Source organism: Streptomyces sp. NPDC023838 (genome assembly GCF_040639555.1).
Taxonomy (GTDB): Bacteria; Actinomycetota; Actinomycetes; order Streptomycetales; family Streptomycetaceae; genus Streptomyces.
Genome location: NZ_JBFAAD010000052.1, coordinates 23,510 through 37,613 on the forward strand (window position 1 = coordinate 23,510; position 14,104 = coordinate 37,613).

Here is a 14,104-nt window from a genome sequence, read left to right on the forward strand (position 1 = left end):
GGTCTCCGTAGCTCCAGCTCGATTTGAGTGCCGATCCTGACAGAGCGGCACCTGACCAACAAGTGATTCCGTTGTTGCCTTTTGGTTACGCGACGGAATCTGTCGACCATGTGTCGGGTCAGGCCGTAAATACCCGTACGGAGTGTCAGTGGCGGATGCCAGACTCGCGTGTATGGAGAAGATCGACAATTTGATCGCGCAGGTCAAGGATGGTGAAAGGGTCAAGTTCTTGCACTTCTGGGGCCACGCGCCCCGGCGGGACGGGACGCTGGGACCGAGCTGTTTCAGCCAGTGGTGGCCGTCGCCGTTCACGGTGGACGGCGTGGTGTACGCGACGGCCGAGCACTGGATGATGGCGGCCAAGGCGCGCCTGTTCGGCGACGAGGAGGCGGAGCGGGCGGCCCTGTCGGCCACGTCGCCCGCCGCCGCGAAGAAGGCGGGACGCCTGGTGCGGGGCTTCGACGAGACGGTGTGGGAGCGGGAGCGGTACGGGATCGTGGTGGAGGGCAGCGTCCACAAGTTCTCGCAGGACGAGTCCCTGCGCGCGTACCTCGTCTCCACCGGCACCCGCGTCCTGGTGGAGGCCAGCCCCCTGGACCGCATCTGGGGAATCGGCCTCGCGGCGGACGCGCCGGGGGCGGAGGACCCGGACCAGTGGAGGGGGCTGAACCTTCTGGGGTTCGCGTTGATGGATGCGCGGGGGGTGGTGCGGGGCGATGGCTGACCGTGCGGGTCCCTCCGGGGTGGGTGCGGGGTTCGTCTGCGGGTGAGTGGGGGCTGGTCGCGCAGTTCCCCGCGAAGCCCTCCGGGGTGGGTGCGGGGTTCGTCTGCGGGTGAGTGGGGGCTGATCGCGCAGTTCCCCTCGCCCCTGAGGGGTTGGGGGTTGCGGGGCAGGTCGGCGGGCCGGGTTGCGGGGTTCGTCTGCGGGCCGGTGGGGGCTGGTCGCGCAGTTCCCCGCGCCCCTGAGGGGTTGGGGGCGAGGGCGCAGCTCAGGGAGCGGTGCAGGGGCTCAGCCCAGAGCGCGGGGTACAGGGCCGGCAGCCCCGGCGGGGTGGGCCCCCGCGCGGGGTACAGGGGCGGCAGCCCCGTGAGCGGGGGCACAGGGGCGGCAGCCCCGTGAGCGGGGGCACAGGGGCGGCAGCCCCGTGAGCGGGGGCACAGGGGCGGCAGCCCCGTGAGCGGGGGTCCGGGGGCGCAGCCCCCGGGAAAACCCCCTTTTCCTCCCCCACCCCCGGAGGGTTTAGGGAAGGGGCGGGGTGGGGGTGAAGCCGGTACGGGGGCGGCAGTCCCCTGAGCAGGGTGTAGGGGGTGCAGCCCCGCCCGGGCGGTCCGGGGGCGCAGCCCCTGGGGAACTCCCTTCCCCCTCCCCCAGAGGCCGCGCGGCGGAGCCGCACATGTCACAGCGGGAAGGGGCGGGGTGGGGGGAGTCAGCCCCGCTCAACCACCAGCGTCGTCGCGAACGGGTCATCCACCGACGACGACCCGTCGTCCCCGTCGTCATGCGTGACCGCCCACACCATGAGCCCCAGGATCACCCCGCTGACGACGATCCCCACCGCCCCGAGAATGATCCCGGCCAGCGCCTGCCCCCCGTTCGTGGCCTCGCCACGCCGCGCCCGCCCCCGGCCGAGGAAGCCGAAGACCAGGGCGAGAATGCCGAGGATGATCCCGAGTCCCCAGAGGCAGAACAGGACGACGGAGACGATGCCGAGCACCAGCGCGGTCGTGCCGAAGCCGTTGAGCGGGGCGCCCATGCCGGTCCAGCCGGCGTGCCCGTACCCGTAACCGGGGTAGTTGGGGTAGGGGTACGCGGGGTAGCCGTAGCTCCCCGGGACCGCCTGTCCGGGACCGCCCGGCGCGGTCGGCGGAGGCGGCACGGCGCCCTCCCAGCCGGACGGCCCGACGTCGGTGAAGCCCGCACCCGACGGCCCCGGCACCGGACCCGGACCCGCCGCGCCCGCCCCCGGCATCGACGTCACCGTCGGCTGGTCATGCACCCGGTCACTCACCGGCTTCTCCAACGGAACCTTCCGCTCCGGCGGCGCCCAAGGGTCCACGGGCTCGGGGACCGGCTCGGGCACGGGCTCGGCCCCCCGAGACGGCTGATCCTGGTTGTCTGACATGGGCCTCCCCCATCCTGGTTCCGACATGCTAAGGCCCCCGCCCGCGGCGGCCCCCGGGGGTCCACCCGGCCTGGGACCCGCCCCGGGACCCGCCCCGGCGCCCGGCCTAACATGATCCCCGAAGCCGGCACAGCAGACGACAACAGACGACAACCGACGACAGCCCGTGGAGGAACCCATGACCGACCTGCACCCGTTCATCGCGGGCCTGCCCAAGGCGGAGCTCCATGTGCACCACGTCGGCTCGGCTTCCCCCCGTATCGTCGCCGAACTCGCCGCCCGCCACCCGGACTCGAAGGTCCCCACCGACCCCGAGGCCCTCGCGGACTACTTCACGTTCACCGACTTCGCGCACTTCATCGACGTCTACCTCTCGGTCGTCGACCTGATCCGCACCCCGGAAGATGTGCGGCTTCTCACGTACGAGATCGCCCGCGACATGGCCCGGCAGAACATCCGGTACGCCGAGCTGACCATCACCCCCTTCTCCTCCACCCGTCGCGGCATCGACGAGCGCGCCTTCATGGACGCGATCGAGGACGCCCGCAAGGCGGCCGAGAAGGAGCTCGGCACGGTGCTGCGCTGGTGCTTCGACATTCCGGGCGAGGCCGGTACGGAGGCCGCCGCCGAGACCACCCGGCTCGCCACCTCCGACGGCATCCGCCCCGAGGGCCTGGTCTCCTTCGGCCTCGGCGGCCCCGAGATCGGCGTACCGCGCCCGCAGTTCAGGCCGTACTTCGACCGAGCCATCGCCGCCGGGCTGCACTCGGTGCCGCACTCGGGCGAGTCCACCGGCCCGCAGTCCATCTGGGACGCCCTGCGCGACCTGCGCGCCGAGCGCATCGGCCACGGCACCAGCGCCACCCAGGACCCGGACCTGCTCAAGCACCTCGCCGACCACCGGATCGCCCTGGAGGTCTGCCCGACCTCCAACCTGGCGACCCGCGTCGTCACCGACATCGAACGGCACCCCATCAAGGAGATGGTCCAGGCGGGCGTGCTCGTCACCGTCAACAGCGACGACCCGCCGATGTTCGGCAGCGACCTCAACAACGAGTACGCGGTCGCCGCCCGCCTCCTGGAGCTGGACGAGCGCGGCGTGGCCGCCCTCGCCAAGAACGCCGTCGAGGCGTCCTTCCTCGACGGGGCGGGCAAGGCGAAGCTGGCCGCGGAGATCGAGGCGTACACCGAGCAGTGGCTGGCGCGGTAGCCCACCGCAACAATGGGCCCATGCGCACCGTGACTGCCGTGGCCCACCGCGGCGACCCGTACCGCGTCCGCGAGAACACGCTCCCGTCGATCCACTCGGCGCTGGAGCGGGGCGCGGACGCGGTCGAGATCGACGTACGGCTCACCCGCGACGGCGTCCCCGTGCTGCTCCACGACGACACGCTGGAGCGGCTGTGGGGGCACGACCGGCCGCTGTCCTCCCTGCTGTACGAGGACGTGCGCGAGCTGACCCGCGCCGGTGTCCCGACCCTGCGCGCGGCCCTGATGGCGGCCGGCGCGCACCGGGTGATGATCGATCTGCCCGGGGCGACGCGGGCGGCGGTGCGCGCGGTCGTCGGCACGGTCCAGGAGTGCGGGGCGGGCGAGCGCGTGTACTACTGCGCGGGCGCAGCCACCATGCTGAAGGTCCGCGCCGCCGATCCGTCCGCCGAGATCGCCCTGACGTGGACGACGCTGGCCCCGCCGCGCCCCGAGCTGATCGCCGCGGTGAAGCCGCGCTGGCTCAACTACCGCTTCGGGCTGATGAGTCCGGAGCTGGCCGCGCGGATCCACCGCGACGGGATGCTCGTCTCCGTGTGGACGGCGGACACCAAGCGGACCATGCGGCGGCTGGTCGATCAGGGCGTGGACGCGGTCACCACCAACCGGATGGACGCGCTGCGCGCGGTCCTGGCGGGGGGCGCGGGCGGGACGGCTGACGGGTTCCGGCCCGCCGCCCGCTGACTCACGCCGCCGCCGGTGCCCCCGCGGGCGCCGGCACCGTCAGCGCCTCCAGCTCCTTGATCTTCCGGCGTACGACGTACAGCGGGATCACCCCGAACACGCCGAACGACATGTCGATCACCGACCACCAGAAGGGGATGCCGCGCACCGGCCCGCAGATCAGCGCCAGCGGGACGATCCCGGCGCAGGCGATCATCCCGAACTCGATCACCCAGATGTTGCGCACCGGGTCGCGGTAGGGCCCGTAGAAGGCGACAGCGATGACGAGGTGCGCGAATGCCAGCCAGTCCGTGCCGTACAGGACGAAGGGGTACTCCGCGTCCGTCGCGTCGAGCCCCTCACGCACCCGGTCGATCCAGCCCGTCAGGCCCGGGAACCAGTCCCCCACCGGCGTGGACCGCAACAGGCTCTGTGTCCAGTGCAGTTCGTGCACCAGCGGGAACGCGGTCAGTCCGCTCAGCACGAGACAGACGACGAAGACGACAAGCCACAGGCGTATGCGCCGCACGAGGGCAGCTCTTCGCTCGCTCATACCCGCAGCCTACGCCGCAGTTTGAACGCGTTCAAACCCGCCGTCGCGCCGCCCCCGAGGCCCCCTACAGCCCCACGATCGCGTTCCACCTCTTCGCGAACTCCACCCGCTCCTGCGACGTGATGTCCCGGGCGATCGCCAGCCGTCGGCGCATCTCGGCGTCGGGGAAGACCAGCGGGTCCTCGGCGAGTTCGGCCCTCTCCTTGTCGTCGGAGGACGCCAGGACCTCGCGGGCGGCCGGGACCGGGCAGACGTAGTTGACCCAGACCGCCAGCTCCGCGGCGACGTGCGGGTCGTAGTAGTAGTCGATCAACGCCTCGGCGTTGGCCTTGTGGCGGGCCAGGTTGGGGACCATCATCGACTCGGCCCACAGCTCGGCGCCCTCCTCGGGCACCACGAACTCGATGTCGGGGTTGTCCGCCTGGAGCTGGATCACATCGCCGGAGTACGCCTGGCAGGCGAGCACGTCGCCGGTGGAGAGGTCCTTGATGTAGTCGTTGCCGGTGAAGCGGCGTATCTGCTTCTTGTGCACCTGCTTCTCGACCTGGTCGCACATCCGGTGGAAGTCGTCGGCCGTCCAGCGCGTCACATCGACGCCATTGCCCTGCATCAGGAGCGCGAACGACTCGTCGAGCCCGGACAGCAGCGTCACCTTGCCCGCCAGGCGCGGGTCCCACAGATCGCCGGTGTGCTTGATCTCGCGGCCGAGTTTCTTCTTGTTGTACGCGATGCCGGTGATCCCGGACTGCCAGGGCACGCTGTGCAGCCGGCCCTTGTCGAAGGCGGGCGAAGTCAGTTGCGGATCCAGGTGCTTGGCGACGTTGGGCTGGCGCGAGCGGTCCATCTCCTGCACCCAGCCGAGCCGGACGAACCGGGCCGCCATCCAGTCGCTGACCACGACGACGTCGCGACCGGTCGCCTGATGGTTCATCAGGGCCGGGCTGATCTTCCCGAAGAACTCGTCGTTGTCGTTGATCTCCTCGGTGTAGTCGACGGAGATGCCGGTGGTCCTGGTGAAGGCGTCGAGGGTGGGCCGCTTCGACTTGTCGTGCTCGTCGGTGTCGATGTACAGCGGCCAGTTGGCGAAGGTGAGCCGGTGGTCGGCGGCCGAGCGGTCGCGCGCCGCGCGCTCGCCCGGCCCGACGTACGCCGCGGGCACTCCGCAGCCGGCCAGCGCGGTGGCCAGGGCGCCACCGCCGAGCGCGCGCAGCAGGTGGCGGCGGGAGAGGGGGTTCATGGGGGTCACTCGCACCCCGGAAGGATGCCGGGGCACCGGTGTACGGGGCAATGGACGCTGCGTACAGCCGTACGCGGCAGCCCCGACACCCTGTCGACCGCCAACCGCCCCCGGACACACGCGTGGTGCGGCACCCCGTCCGGTGCCGCACCACAAGTCCGAGCCGTGCCGGGGCGGATCAGCCCTCGTACGACGTCATCACGTGCTTGATGCGGGTGTAGTCCTCGAAGCCGTACGCCGAGAGGTCCTTGCCGTAGCCGGACTTCTTGAAGCCGCCGTGCGGCATCTCCGCGACCAGCGGGATGTGCGTGTTGATCCAGACGCAGCCGAAGTCCAGGAACTTGGACATGCGCATCGCGCGGGCGTGGTCCTTCGTCCAGACCGAGGAGGCCAGCGCGTACTCGACGCCGTTGGCGTATGCGAGAGCCTGCTTCTCGTCGGTGAAGGACTGGACCGTGATGACCGGGCCGAAGACCTCGTTCTGGATGATCTCGTCGTCCTGCTTGAGGCCGGAGACGACGGTCGGGGCGTAGAAGTAGCCCTTGTCGCCGACCCGGTGGCCGCCCGCCTCGACCTTGGCGTGCGCCGGGAGGCGGTCGATGAAGCCGGTGACCTGCTTGAGCTGGTTGGCGTTGTTCAGCGGGCCGTACAGCACGTCCTCGTCGTCCGGCTGCCCGGTCTTGGTCTCGGCGGCGGTCTTGGCGAGCGCGGCCACGAACTCGTCGTGGATGGACTCGTGGACCAGGACGCGGGTCGCGGCCGTGCAGTCCTGGCCGGCGTTGAAGTAGCCCGCGACCGCGATGTCCCCGACGGCCTTGGCGATGTCGGCGTCCTCGAAGACGACGACCGGGGCCTTGCCGCCGAGCTCCAGGTGGACGCGCTTGACGTCCTTGGCCGCCGACTCGGCGACCTGCATGCCGGCCCGTACGGAACCGGTGATGGAGGCCATCGCGGGGGTGGGGTGCTCGACCATCGCGCGGCCGGTGTCGCGGTCGCCGCAGATGACGTTGAAGACGCCCTTGGGAACGATCGCGCCGATGATCTCGGCGATCAGGACGGTGGAGGCGGGGGTGGTGTCCGAGGGCTTGAGGACGACCGTGTTGCCCGCCGCGAGCGCCGGGGCGAACTTCCACACGGCCATCATCATCGGGTAGTTCCACGGCGCGACCTGCGCGCAGACGCCCACCGGCTCACGGCGGACGATCGAGGTCATGCCCTCCATGTACTCGCCGGCCGAGCGGCCTTCGAGCAGCCGGGCCGCGCCCGCGAAGAAGCGGATCTGGTCCACCATCGGCGGGATCTCTTCGCTGGCGGTCAGCGCGAGCGGCTTGCCGGTGTTCTCCGACTCGGCCGCGATCAGTTCCTCGGCGCGCTCCTCGAAGGCGTCCGCGATCTTCAGCAGGACCTTCTGGCGCTCGGCCGGGGTGGTGTCGCGCCAGGCCGGGAAGGCCGCGGCGGCGGCGGCCATGGCGGCGTCGACGTCCGCCTGGCCGGAGAGCGGCGAGGTGGCGTACGCCTCGCCCGTGGCCGGGTTGACCACCTCGATGGTCCGCCCGTCGGCAGCATCGCGGAACTCTCCGTCGATGTAGTTGCGCAAACGACGCAGTTCGGTGGTCACTTCGCTGGCCTCCCGGTCCGATGTCCGATGGGTGAGACAACCCACCCTAGTCGGTCCAGTGTCGCTTTCGACAGACCCGCCGCCCGGCAACTTCGGATTCAGTGCTTCCGAGGTCACGGAACAACGAATTTCATCGCTTTGGGGTTGCGGGACAGACCGAGTCGGGTGCACAGTGGCTCCGTGGCCAGTCGAAGCGCAGACCCCAGGACCGGAAACGGCTCGTCCCCGTCGATCGATGCCGTGTCCCTGGCGATCATCGAGCAGCTCCAGGAGGACGGGCGCCGTCCGTACGCCGCGATCGGCAAGGCCGTGGGCCTGTCCGAGGCGGCCGTGCGCCAGCGCGTGCAGAAGCTGCTCGACCAGGGCGTGATGCAGATCGTCGCCGTCACCGACCCCCTCACCGTGGGGTTCCGGCGCCAGGCGATGGTCGGCATCAACGTCGAGGGCGATCTCGACCCCGTCGCGGACGCCCTGACGGCCATGGCCGAGTGCGAGTACGTGGTGATGACCGCGGGCTCCTTCGACCTGATGGTGGAGGTCGTCTGCGAGGACGACGACCACCTGCTGGACGTCATCAACAAGCGGATCCGCGCCCTCCCCGGCGTGCGCTCCACCGAGAGCTTCGTCTACCTCAAGTTGAAGAAGCAGACCTATATGTGGGGAACCCGATAGCCGTGAGCAAGGACCTGAGCCAGACCGCCTACGACCACCTGTGGATGCACTTCACCCGCATGTCGTCGTACGAGAACGCGCCCGTTCCCACCATCGTGCGGGGCGAGGGCACCTACATCTACGACGACAAGGGCAAGAAGTACCTCGACGGTCTCTCCGGCCTGTTCGTCGTCAACGCCGGCCACGGCCGTCACGAGCTCGCCGAGACCGCCTACAAGCAGGCGCAGGAGCTGGCCTTCTTCCCGGTGTGGTCCTACGCCCACCCCAAGGCGGTGGAGCTCGCCGAGCGCCTCGCGAACTACGCGCCGGGCGACCTCAACAAGGTCTTCTTCACCACCGGCGGCGGCGAGGCCGTCGAGACCGCCTGGAAGCTGGCGAAGCAGTACCACAAGCTCACCGGCAACCACACGAAGTACAAGGTCATCTCGCGCGCGGTCGCCTACCACGGCACCCCGCAGGGCGCCCTGTCCATCACCGGTCTGCCCGCCCTGAAGGCCCCCTTCGAGCCGCTGGTCCCCGGCGCGCACAAGGTGCCGAACACCAACATCTACCGCGCCCCGATCCACGGCGACGATCCCGAGGCCTTCGGCCGCTGGGCCGCCGACCAGATCGAGCAGGAGATCCTCTTCGAGGGCCCCGACACGGTCGCCGCGGTCTTCCTGGAGCCCGTGCAGAACGCGGGCGGCTGCTTCCCGCCCCCGCCCGGCTACTTCCAGCGGGTCCGCGAGATCTGCGACAAGTACGACGTGCTGCTCGTCTCCGACGAGGTCATCTGCGCCTTCGGCCGCCTGGGCACGATGTTCGCGTGCGACAAGTTCGGCTACGTCCCGGACATGATCACCTGCGCCAAGGGCATGACCTCGGGGTACTCCCCGATCGGCGCCTGCATCATCTCCGACAAGCTCGCCGAGCCGTTCTACAAGGGCGACAACACCTTCCTGCACGGCTACACCTTCGGCGGCCATCCGGTCTCCGCCGCGGTGGGTCTGGCCAACCTCGACATCTTCGAGCGCGAGGGCCTCAACCAGCACGTGCTCGCCAACGAGGGCGCCTTCTTCGACACCCTCAAGAAGCTCCACGACCTGCCGATAGTCGGCGACGTCCGCGGCAACGGCTTCTTCTACGGCATCGAGCTGGTCAAGGACAAGGCCACCAAGGAGACCTTCACCGACGAGGAGACCGAGCGCGTCCTGTACGGCTTCCTCTCCAAGGCGCTGTACGACAACGGCCTGTACTGCCGCGCCGACGACCGGGGCGACCCGGTGGTCCAGCTGGCCCCGCCGCTGATCTCGAACCAGGAGACCTTCGACGAGATCGAGGGCATCCTGCGCCAGGTCCTGACGGAGGCCTGGACGAAGCTGTAGCCGTCCCCGTCCCTCTCCCCGTCCCCTCCCCCGTTCAGGCCCCGGATCGTCCCCCGCGATTCGTCTGAACGCACCGGCCCGGTGGCGCCCATCCGAGTGAGATGGGCACCACCGGGCCGCGTGCTGTCGGGACCGGCGCGTACGGAGTCCCTACGGTGCCCAGTGACCGATCGGCCCTGCCTTCGTTCCCCCGTACGGGGAGCAGGAAATCTGATCTGAACCGAGGTGTACGCCATGGTGGCCCCGCCGGACAACGATGTGCTCTGGGGACGTTCCCTGCACTACTCCCACGGCGGCTCGCCCGCCCTGACCGGGGTCTCCCTCGGGATCCGCGAGGACGAGATCCTGGCCGTCGGGGGTCCGCGCGGCAGTGGCAAGACGACCCTGCTGCGCTGTCTGTCCGGCCAGCTCGTGCCCGACCAGGGCGAGGTCTGGTTCAACAGCGCCCCCGTCCACACCTTGGGAGCGCTCGCGCGCGAGCGGCTGCGCCGGGACCGGTTCGGCTGGATCGACCCGGAGCCGACGCTGGTGCCCGAGCTCAACGCCTGGGAGAACGCGGCGCTGCCCCTGCTGCTGCGCGGCATCTCGCACCGCACCGCCAAGAAGGCCGCCCTGGAGTGGCTGGAGCGACTCGACATCGACGCCTGCGCCCGCCGTCGCCCGCACGCCCTGCTCACCGCCCAGCGCCAGCGCGTGGCGATCGCCCGCGCCCTGATCACCTCCCCCGCGGTGCTCTTCGCGGACGAGCCGACCGCCACCCTGCACCGCGCCGACCGCGCCCAGGTGCTGCGCACCCTGACGGCCGCGGCCCGCTCGCACGCCATCACCACGGTGCTGGCCACCCATGACACGGAGGTCGCGGCGCTCGCCGACCGCACGGTGTGGCTGCTCGACGGCCGCCGGGTCAACGCGGCCGGGCTCGCCGACGCCCCCGACGCGGAGGGCCACGCCGCGTGCTCGCTCTCCGTCTAGCCCGCGGCACCCACCCGCTGGTCCTGATGCGCCGCCTGCTGGTGGCCGCGGCCTCGGCGGGCGTCGGCTTCCTGCTCCTGTGCACCCTGGGCCACGCGGTGGCGCACCCCGGCGGTTCGGTGCTGCGGCTGCTGTGGTGCGCGGTGCCGCTCGCCGCCACCGTCCACTTCGCGGTCGCCGTGGCGCGTACGGACCCGAGCACCCGCCCTCGCCCCGGGCTCTCCGCGGTGGGTCTGGGCCCCGGGCGGCTCACCGCGATCGCGACGGCGTCGACGGCGGTGGCCTGCACGCTCGGCTCGACGGTCGCCCTGCTCGTCTATCTGCATCTGCGCGGCGACATCACCGGGCTGCCCTTCGACGGCGCGGCGGCCGGGCTGCTCGGAGCCGACCAGCCGCTGCCGCTGGCCGCCACGCTCACCCTGCTCACGGCGGTGCCGCTGACCGCGTCGGCGGCCGCCGGGCTCGCCCTGCGCCCGCGCAACGAGCTTCCCCGGCCCCGGCCGCGCGGCGCGGAGCGGCCCCCGGCCTCCGTCCCTTCGGGCCTGCCCTGGGGGATCACCCTGATCACGGCGGGCCTGGCGATCGAGACGTTCGCGAGCCGGGGCACCCCGGGCTCCGCGCTCCCCATGCCGGGCCACCCCGACAGCAGCCCGGCCGGGGTGCTGGCCGGGTGGGTCCTGACAGCGCTCGGCCTGGCGGTGGCGGGTCCGGCTCTGACCCATCTGTGCGGCCGGCTCCTCCAGACCGCGCGCCCGGGGGCGGCCCGGCTGCTCGCGGGGCGCGTCCTGATGGAGGAGGCCCGCCGTATCGGGCGCCCGCTGGGCGTGGTGTGCGCGGTGGCGTCGGCCACCCTCGCGGCCTCCACGCTGTACGGCGACGAGGCGGGACCGCATCCCTTCGGCCCTCTCACGGGCCTGGGGGCGGCGCTGGTGACGGGCTGTTCGGTGGCGACGCTGCTGACGGCGGCCCTGGAGTCCAAGCACGCCCGCGGCGAGACGACGGCGGCGCTGCTGCGCCTGGGCACCCCAACCAAGCTGCTGCGCGCCTCGGCCGCCCTGCGCGCGGCGGCGGTCCTGGCCCTGTTCACCCCGGTGACCTGGGGCATCGCGGAGCTGGCGGCGCTGCCCCTGACGGGCTGAGCCCCGGTAGGGACCCGGCCGGGACCGCCCTCCCCGGGCTCTTGAGGAGCGGGGCGGGGACCCCCGTCGGTACGACTGTCCGTACGACTATCGTGGCCGGATGGCCAGTGAAGACTTTCAGCGGGTTCCGAGCGCGCGGGACCGGGAGATCGAGTCCCTCGCCGAGTTCGACGAGGTCGTCGCGCGCGGCACCCTGGTCGGATACCGGCTCCAGTCGCTGGAACTGACGGACCGTACGTTCGCGCTCCTGTCCACCGACACCGCGGGCGCCGTCTTCCTCGGCTGCCGGATGGCGCCGGACGCCACCACGAAGGTGCGTGCCGACGGGGCGCTGGTCTTCCCGCCCGTACCCGATCTGCCCGTCGACCCGTACCGGGGTCTGCTCTACACCCCCGACGAGCTGTTCGAGGACCTGGACGGCGGCTACGAGCGTACGCCCGACGCCCGCTCGTACGCCTGGTTCCAGCGCACCAAGGCGGACGGTGACGTCTTCGCGTCGATGCTCCGCTCGATCCACGACGACTCGGTCTCGGACGCGCTCGACGAGTTCCTGGCCGGGGCGCGGGTCGTGGGCGTGATGGGCGGGCACGCGATGGGCCGGGGCAGCGACGCGTACGCCGGGGCGGCGCGGCTCGGCCGCACCCTGAGCCGGGCCGGGTTCACCGTCGCCACCGGCGGCGGGCCTGGCGCGATGGAGGCGGCGAACCTGGGCGCCTACACGGCGCCGTTCGCGGACGCCGTGCTCGGTGAGGCCCTGGAACTGCTCGCCAAGGCACCCTCGTTCGCGCCGTCCGTCTCCGACTGGGCGCGGGCGGCCTTCGAGGTGCGCGGGCGCCACCCCGAGGGCGGCGTATCGGTCGGCATCCCCACCTGGTTCTACGGCCACGAGCCGCCGAACGCCTTCGCCAGCCACATCGCCAAGTACTTCGCCAACGCCACCCGCGAGGACGGCCTGCTGGCCCGCTCCAACGCGGGCGTGGTGTTCCTGCCGGGCGCGGCCGGGACCGTACAGGAGATCTTCGACAACGCGACCCCGAACTACTACGGGTCGCGCGGCGAGCCGACGCCGATGGTGCTGGTCGACCGGGAGCACTGGACGGAGCGGCTGCCCACGTGGCCGCTGCTGCGCGCGCTCGCGCAGGGCCGCCCGATGGCGGCGCGGATCGCGCTGGTGGACTCGGTGGACGAGGCGGCGGCGGAGCTGGCGCGCCTGGCGGCGTGAACGACGACGCGTAGGTCACACCAGGCAACGCGGGGCGGCCTGCGCACGTCTGCTGCTGAGGAGCTCCATCGTGCTCCTGTTGATCCCCCGGAACGGAGCTTTTGGTGCTGCTCGGCCTCCTCACCGCGATCGCGGCCTCGATCTGTTACGGCACGGGCTCGGTCCTGCAAGCCGTCGGATCCCGCAAGTCCGCGCGCCGCGAGGCGGCCGCGACGGCCCGCACCCAGCACGGCGGCCCCAGCCTGTCGTCCACCGCGAAGGCGGCGATGACCTGGGAATTCATGGTGGGCACGGTCCTGGACTTCGTGGGCTTCGGGCTGGGCGCCCTGGCCGCCCGCCTCCTCCCGCTCTTCCTCTCCCAGACGGTGATCAGCGCGAACCTGGTGATCACGGCGGTGCTGAGCGTGAAGCTGCTCGGGATCCGGCTGAGCCGCGCGGAGTGGGGGTCCATCGCGGTGGTCTGCTCGGCGCTGGTGCTGCTGGCGACGGCGGCGGGCGCGGAGGGCAGCGGGCACACGTCCCTCGCCACGCACTGGTGGCTGCTGGTGGTGTCGGTGCTGTTGATGGGCGGCGGCGCGGTGGCGGTACGTCTGCTGGGCGCCCGCGCCGCGATCGTGGCGGGTCTGCTGTCCGGGCTGGGGTTCGGCGCGCTGGGGGTCGGGGTGCGCGTCCTGAACGGGGTCGACCCCTTCGACCTGGGCCGCCTTCTCTCGGACCCCGCGCTCTACGCGATTCTGGTGGCGGGGGTGGGCGGGATGTACCTGCACACGGTGGCGCTCCAGATCGGTTCGGTGAACGGGGCGACGGCGGCGCTGGTGGTCGGGGAGACGGTGCTGCCGGGCGCGATCGGCGTGCTGTGGCTGGGTGACGCGTCCCGCGCGGGGTTCGCGTGGATGGCGGTGCTGGGGTTTGTGCTGGCGGTTGGGGGGGCGGTGGGGGTGGCGTGGTTCGGGACGGAGCCGGAGGGCGGGGCTCGGCGGGACGTTTCCCCCACCCCGCCCCTTCCCGAAACCCTCCGGGGGTGAGGGGGGTTCGTCTGCGGGCCGTGGGTGGCTGGTCGCGCAGTTCCCCGCGCCCCTACAGGGGCGCCCCGCAGGGGCGCATCTAAGGGGCGCGGGGAACTGCGCGAGCAACCCAGCACGGCCCGCAGACGAAAAGGGAGCCTGCACGGGGTCCGGGGCGGAGCCCCGAAGCGGGGTGCAGGGGCCGCAGGCCCCGCAACGGGGTCCGGGGGCGCAGCCCCCGGGAGACCACCTCGGCCCACCCCCCACC

Annotated in this window: 13 protein-coding genes; 9 read left to right on the forward strand and 4 right to left on the reverse strand. The window is 71.8% G+C overall.

Going from position 1 to position 14,104, the window contains the following annotated elements:
* Positions 1–172: 172 nt before the first annotated feature.
* Entirely contained in the window at positions 173–724 is a 552-nt protein-coding gene (locus AB0G17_RS35025; RefSeq protein ID WP_361391521.1) for an NADAR family protein, read from the forward strand.
* A 703-nt stretch (positions 725–1,427) separates the two neighbouring features.
* Here AB0G17_RS35025 and AB0G17_RS35030 read toward each other — a convergent pair.
* Positions 1,428–2,123 carry a DUF4190 domain-containing protein gene (locus tag AB0G17_RS35030; protein WP_361391524.1) on the reverse strand — a complete coding sequence of 232 codons (696 nt, stop codon included), beginning with the start codon at positions 2,121–2,123 and terminating at the stop codon, positions 1,428–1,430.
* Between the two features lie 178 nt (positions 2,124–2,301).
* Here AB0G17_RS35030 and AB0G17_RS35035 point away from each other — a divergent pair, with 178 nt between their 5' ends.
* Both AB0G17_RS35035 and AB0G17_RS35040 read left to right on the forward strand, forming a co-directional pair.
* The gene (locus AB0G17_RS35035; RefSeq protein ID WP_361391527.1) at positions 2,302–3,333 is read left to right on the forward strand and encodes an adenosine deaminase; all 1,032 of its coding nucleotides are present in this window, start codon (positions 2,302–2,304) and stop codon (positions 3,331–3,333) included.
* Positions 3,334–3,353: 20 nt separating this feature from the next.
* On the forward strand, positions 3,354–4,076 hold the full coding sequence (locus tag AB0G17_RS35040; protein ID WP_361391531.1) for a glycerophosphodiester phosphodiesterase: 723 nt from the start codon (positions 3,354–3,356) through the stop codon (positions 4,074–4,076).
* A 1-nt stretch (position 4,077) separates the two neighbouring features.
* Here the strand turns inward: AB0G17_RS35040 and AB0G17_RS35045 are convergent, their stop codons facing one another.
* From AB0G17_RS35045 to AB0G17_RS35055, 3 genes are all read right to left on the reverse strand, one after another.
* On the reverse strand, positions 4,078–4,608 hold the full coding sequence (locus AB0G17_RS35045; protein ID WP_361391534.1) for a hypothetical protein: 531 nt from the start codon (positions 4,606–4,608) through the stop codon (positions 4,078–4,080).
* Between the two features lie 64 nt (positions 4,609–4,672).
* A complete protein-coding gene (locus AB0G17_RS35050; RefSeq protein ID WP_361391561.1) occupies positions 4,673–5,845 on the reverse strand; it encodes an extracellular solute-binding protein in 1,173 nt (390 codons plus the stop codon).
* Positions 5,846–6,023: 178 nt separating this feature from the next.
* Positions 6,024–7,463, reverse strand: coding sequence for a gamma-aminobutyraldehyde dehydrogenase (locus tag AB0G17_RS35055; RefSeq protein WP_361391537.1), 1,440 nt, complete (start codon positions 7,461–7,463; stop codon positions 6,024–6,026).
* A 180-nt stretch (positions 7,464–7,643) separates the two neighbouring features.
* On the opposite strand from AB0G17_RS35055, the gene AB0G17_RS35060 reads away from it, so the two are divergent.
* From AB0G17_RS35060 to AB0G17_RS35085, 6 genes are all read left to right on the forward strand, one after another.
* Positions 7,644–8,135 carry an Lrp/AsnC family transcriptional regulator gene (locus AB0G17_RS35060; RefSeq protein ID WP_188275329.1) on the forward strand — a complete coding sequence of 164 codons (492 nt, stop codon included), beginning with the start codon at positions 7,644–7,646 and terminating at the stop codon, positions 8,133–8,135.
* Positions 8,120–9,499, forward strand: coding sequence for an aspartate aminotransferase family protein (locus tag AB0G17_RS35065; protein ID WP_361391540.1), 1,380 nt, complete (start codon positions 8,120–8,122; stop codon positions 9,497–9,499). The genes AB0G17_RS35060 and AB0G17_RS35065 overlap by 16 nt, the downstream gene beginning before the upstream one ends.
* A 225-nt stretch (positions 9,500–9,724) precedes the next feature.
* Positions 9,725–10,471, forward strand: coding sequence for an ATP-binding cassette domain-containing protein (locus AB0G17_RS35070; RefSeq protein ID WP_361391543.1), 747 nt, complete (start codon positions 9,725–9,727; stop codon positions 10,469–10,471).
* Positions 10,453–11,610 (forward strand): hypothetical protein, encoded by a 1,158-nt coding sequence (locus AB0G17_RS35075; RefSeq protein ID WP_361391546.1) that lies wholly within the window; start codon positions 10,453–10,455, stop codon positions 11,608–11,610. The genes AB0G17_RS35070 and AB0G17_RS35075 overlap by 19 nt, the downstream gene beginning before the upstream one ends.
* A gap of 100 nt (positions 11,611–11,710) precedes the next feature.
* Entirely contained in the window at positions 11,711–12,832 is a 1,122-nt protein-coding gene (locus AB0G17_RS35080; RefSeq protein WP_361391549.1) for an LOG family protein, read from the forward strand.
* 104 nt (positions 12,833–12,936) lie between these two features.
* Positions 12,937–13,857, forward strand: coding sequence for a hypothetical protein (locus AB0G17_RS35085; protein ID WP_361391552.1), 921 nt, complete (start codon positions 12,937–12,939; stop codon positions 13,855–13,857).
* Positions 13,858–14,104: the final 247 nt, after the last annotated feature.

Excerpts from the sequence above, each read along its gene's own strand:
- AB0G17_RS35025 (WP_361391521.1), top strand. The coding sequence starts at position 173 with ATGGAGAAGATCGACAATTTGATCGCGCAGGTCAAGGATGGTGAAAGG.
- AB0G17_RS35030 (WP_361391524.1), bottom strand. The coding sequence starts at position 2,123 with ATGTCAGACAACCAGGATCAGCCGTCTCGGGGGGCCGAGCCCGTGCCC.
- AB0G17_RS35035 (WP_361391527.1), top strand. The coding sequence starts at position 2,302 with ATGACCGACCTGCACCCGTTCATCGCGGGCCTGCCCAAGGCGGAGCTC.
- AB0G17_RS35040 (WP_361391531.1), top strand. The coding sequence starts at position 3,354 with ATGCGCACCGTGACTGCCGTGGCCCACCGCGGCGACCCGTACCGCGTC.
- AB0G17_RS35045 (WP_361391534.1), bottom strand. The coding sequence starts at position 4,608 with ATGAGCGAGCGAAGAGCTGCCCTCGTGCGGCGCATACGCCTGTGGCTT.
- AB0G17_RS35050 (WP_361391561.1), bottom strand. The coding sequence starts at position 5,845 with ATGAACCCCCTCTCCCGCCGCCACCTGCTGCGCGCGCTCGGCGGTGGC.
- AB0G17_RS35080 (WP_361391549.1), top strand. The coding sequence starts at position 11,711 with ATGGCCAGTGAAGACTTTCAGCGGGTTCCGAGCGCGCGGGACCGGGAG.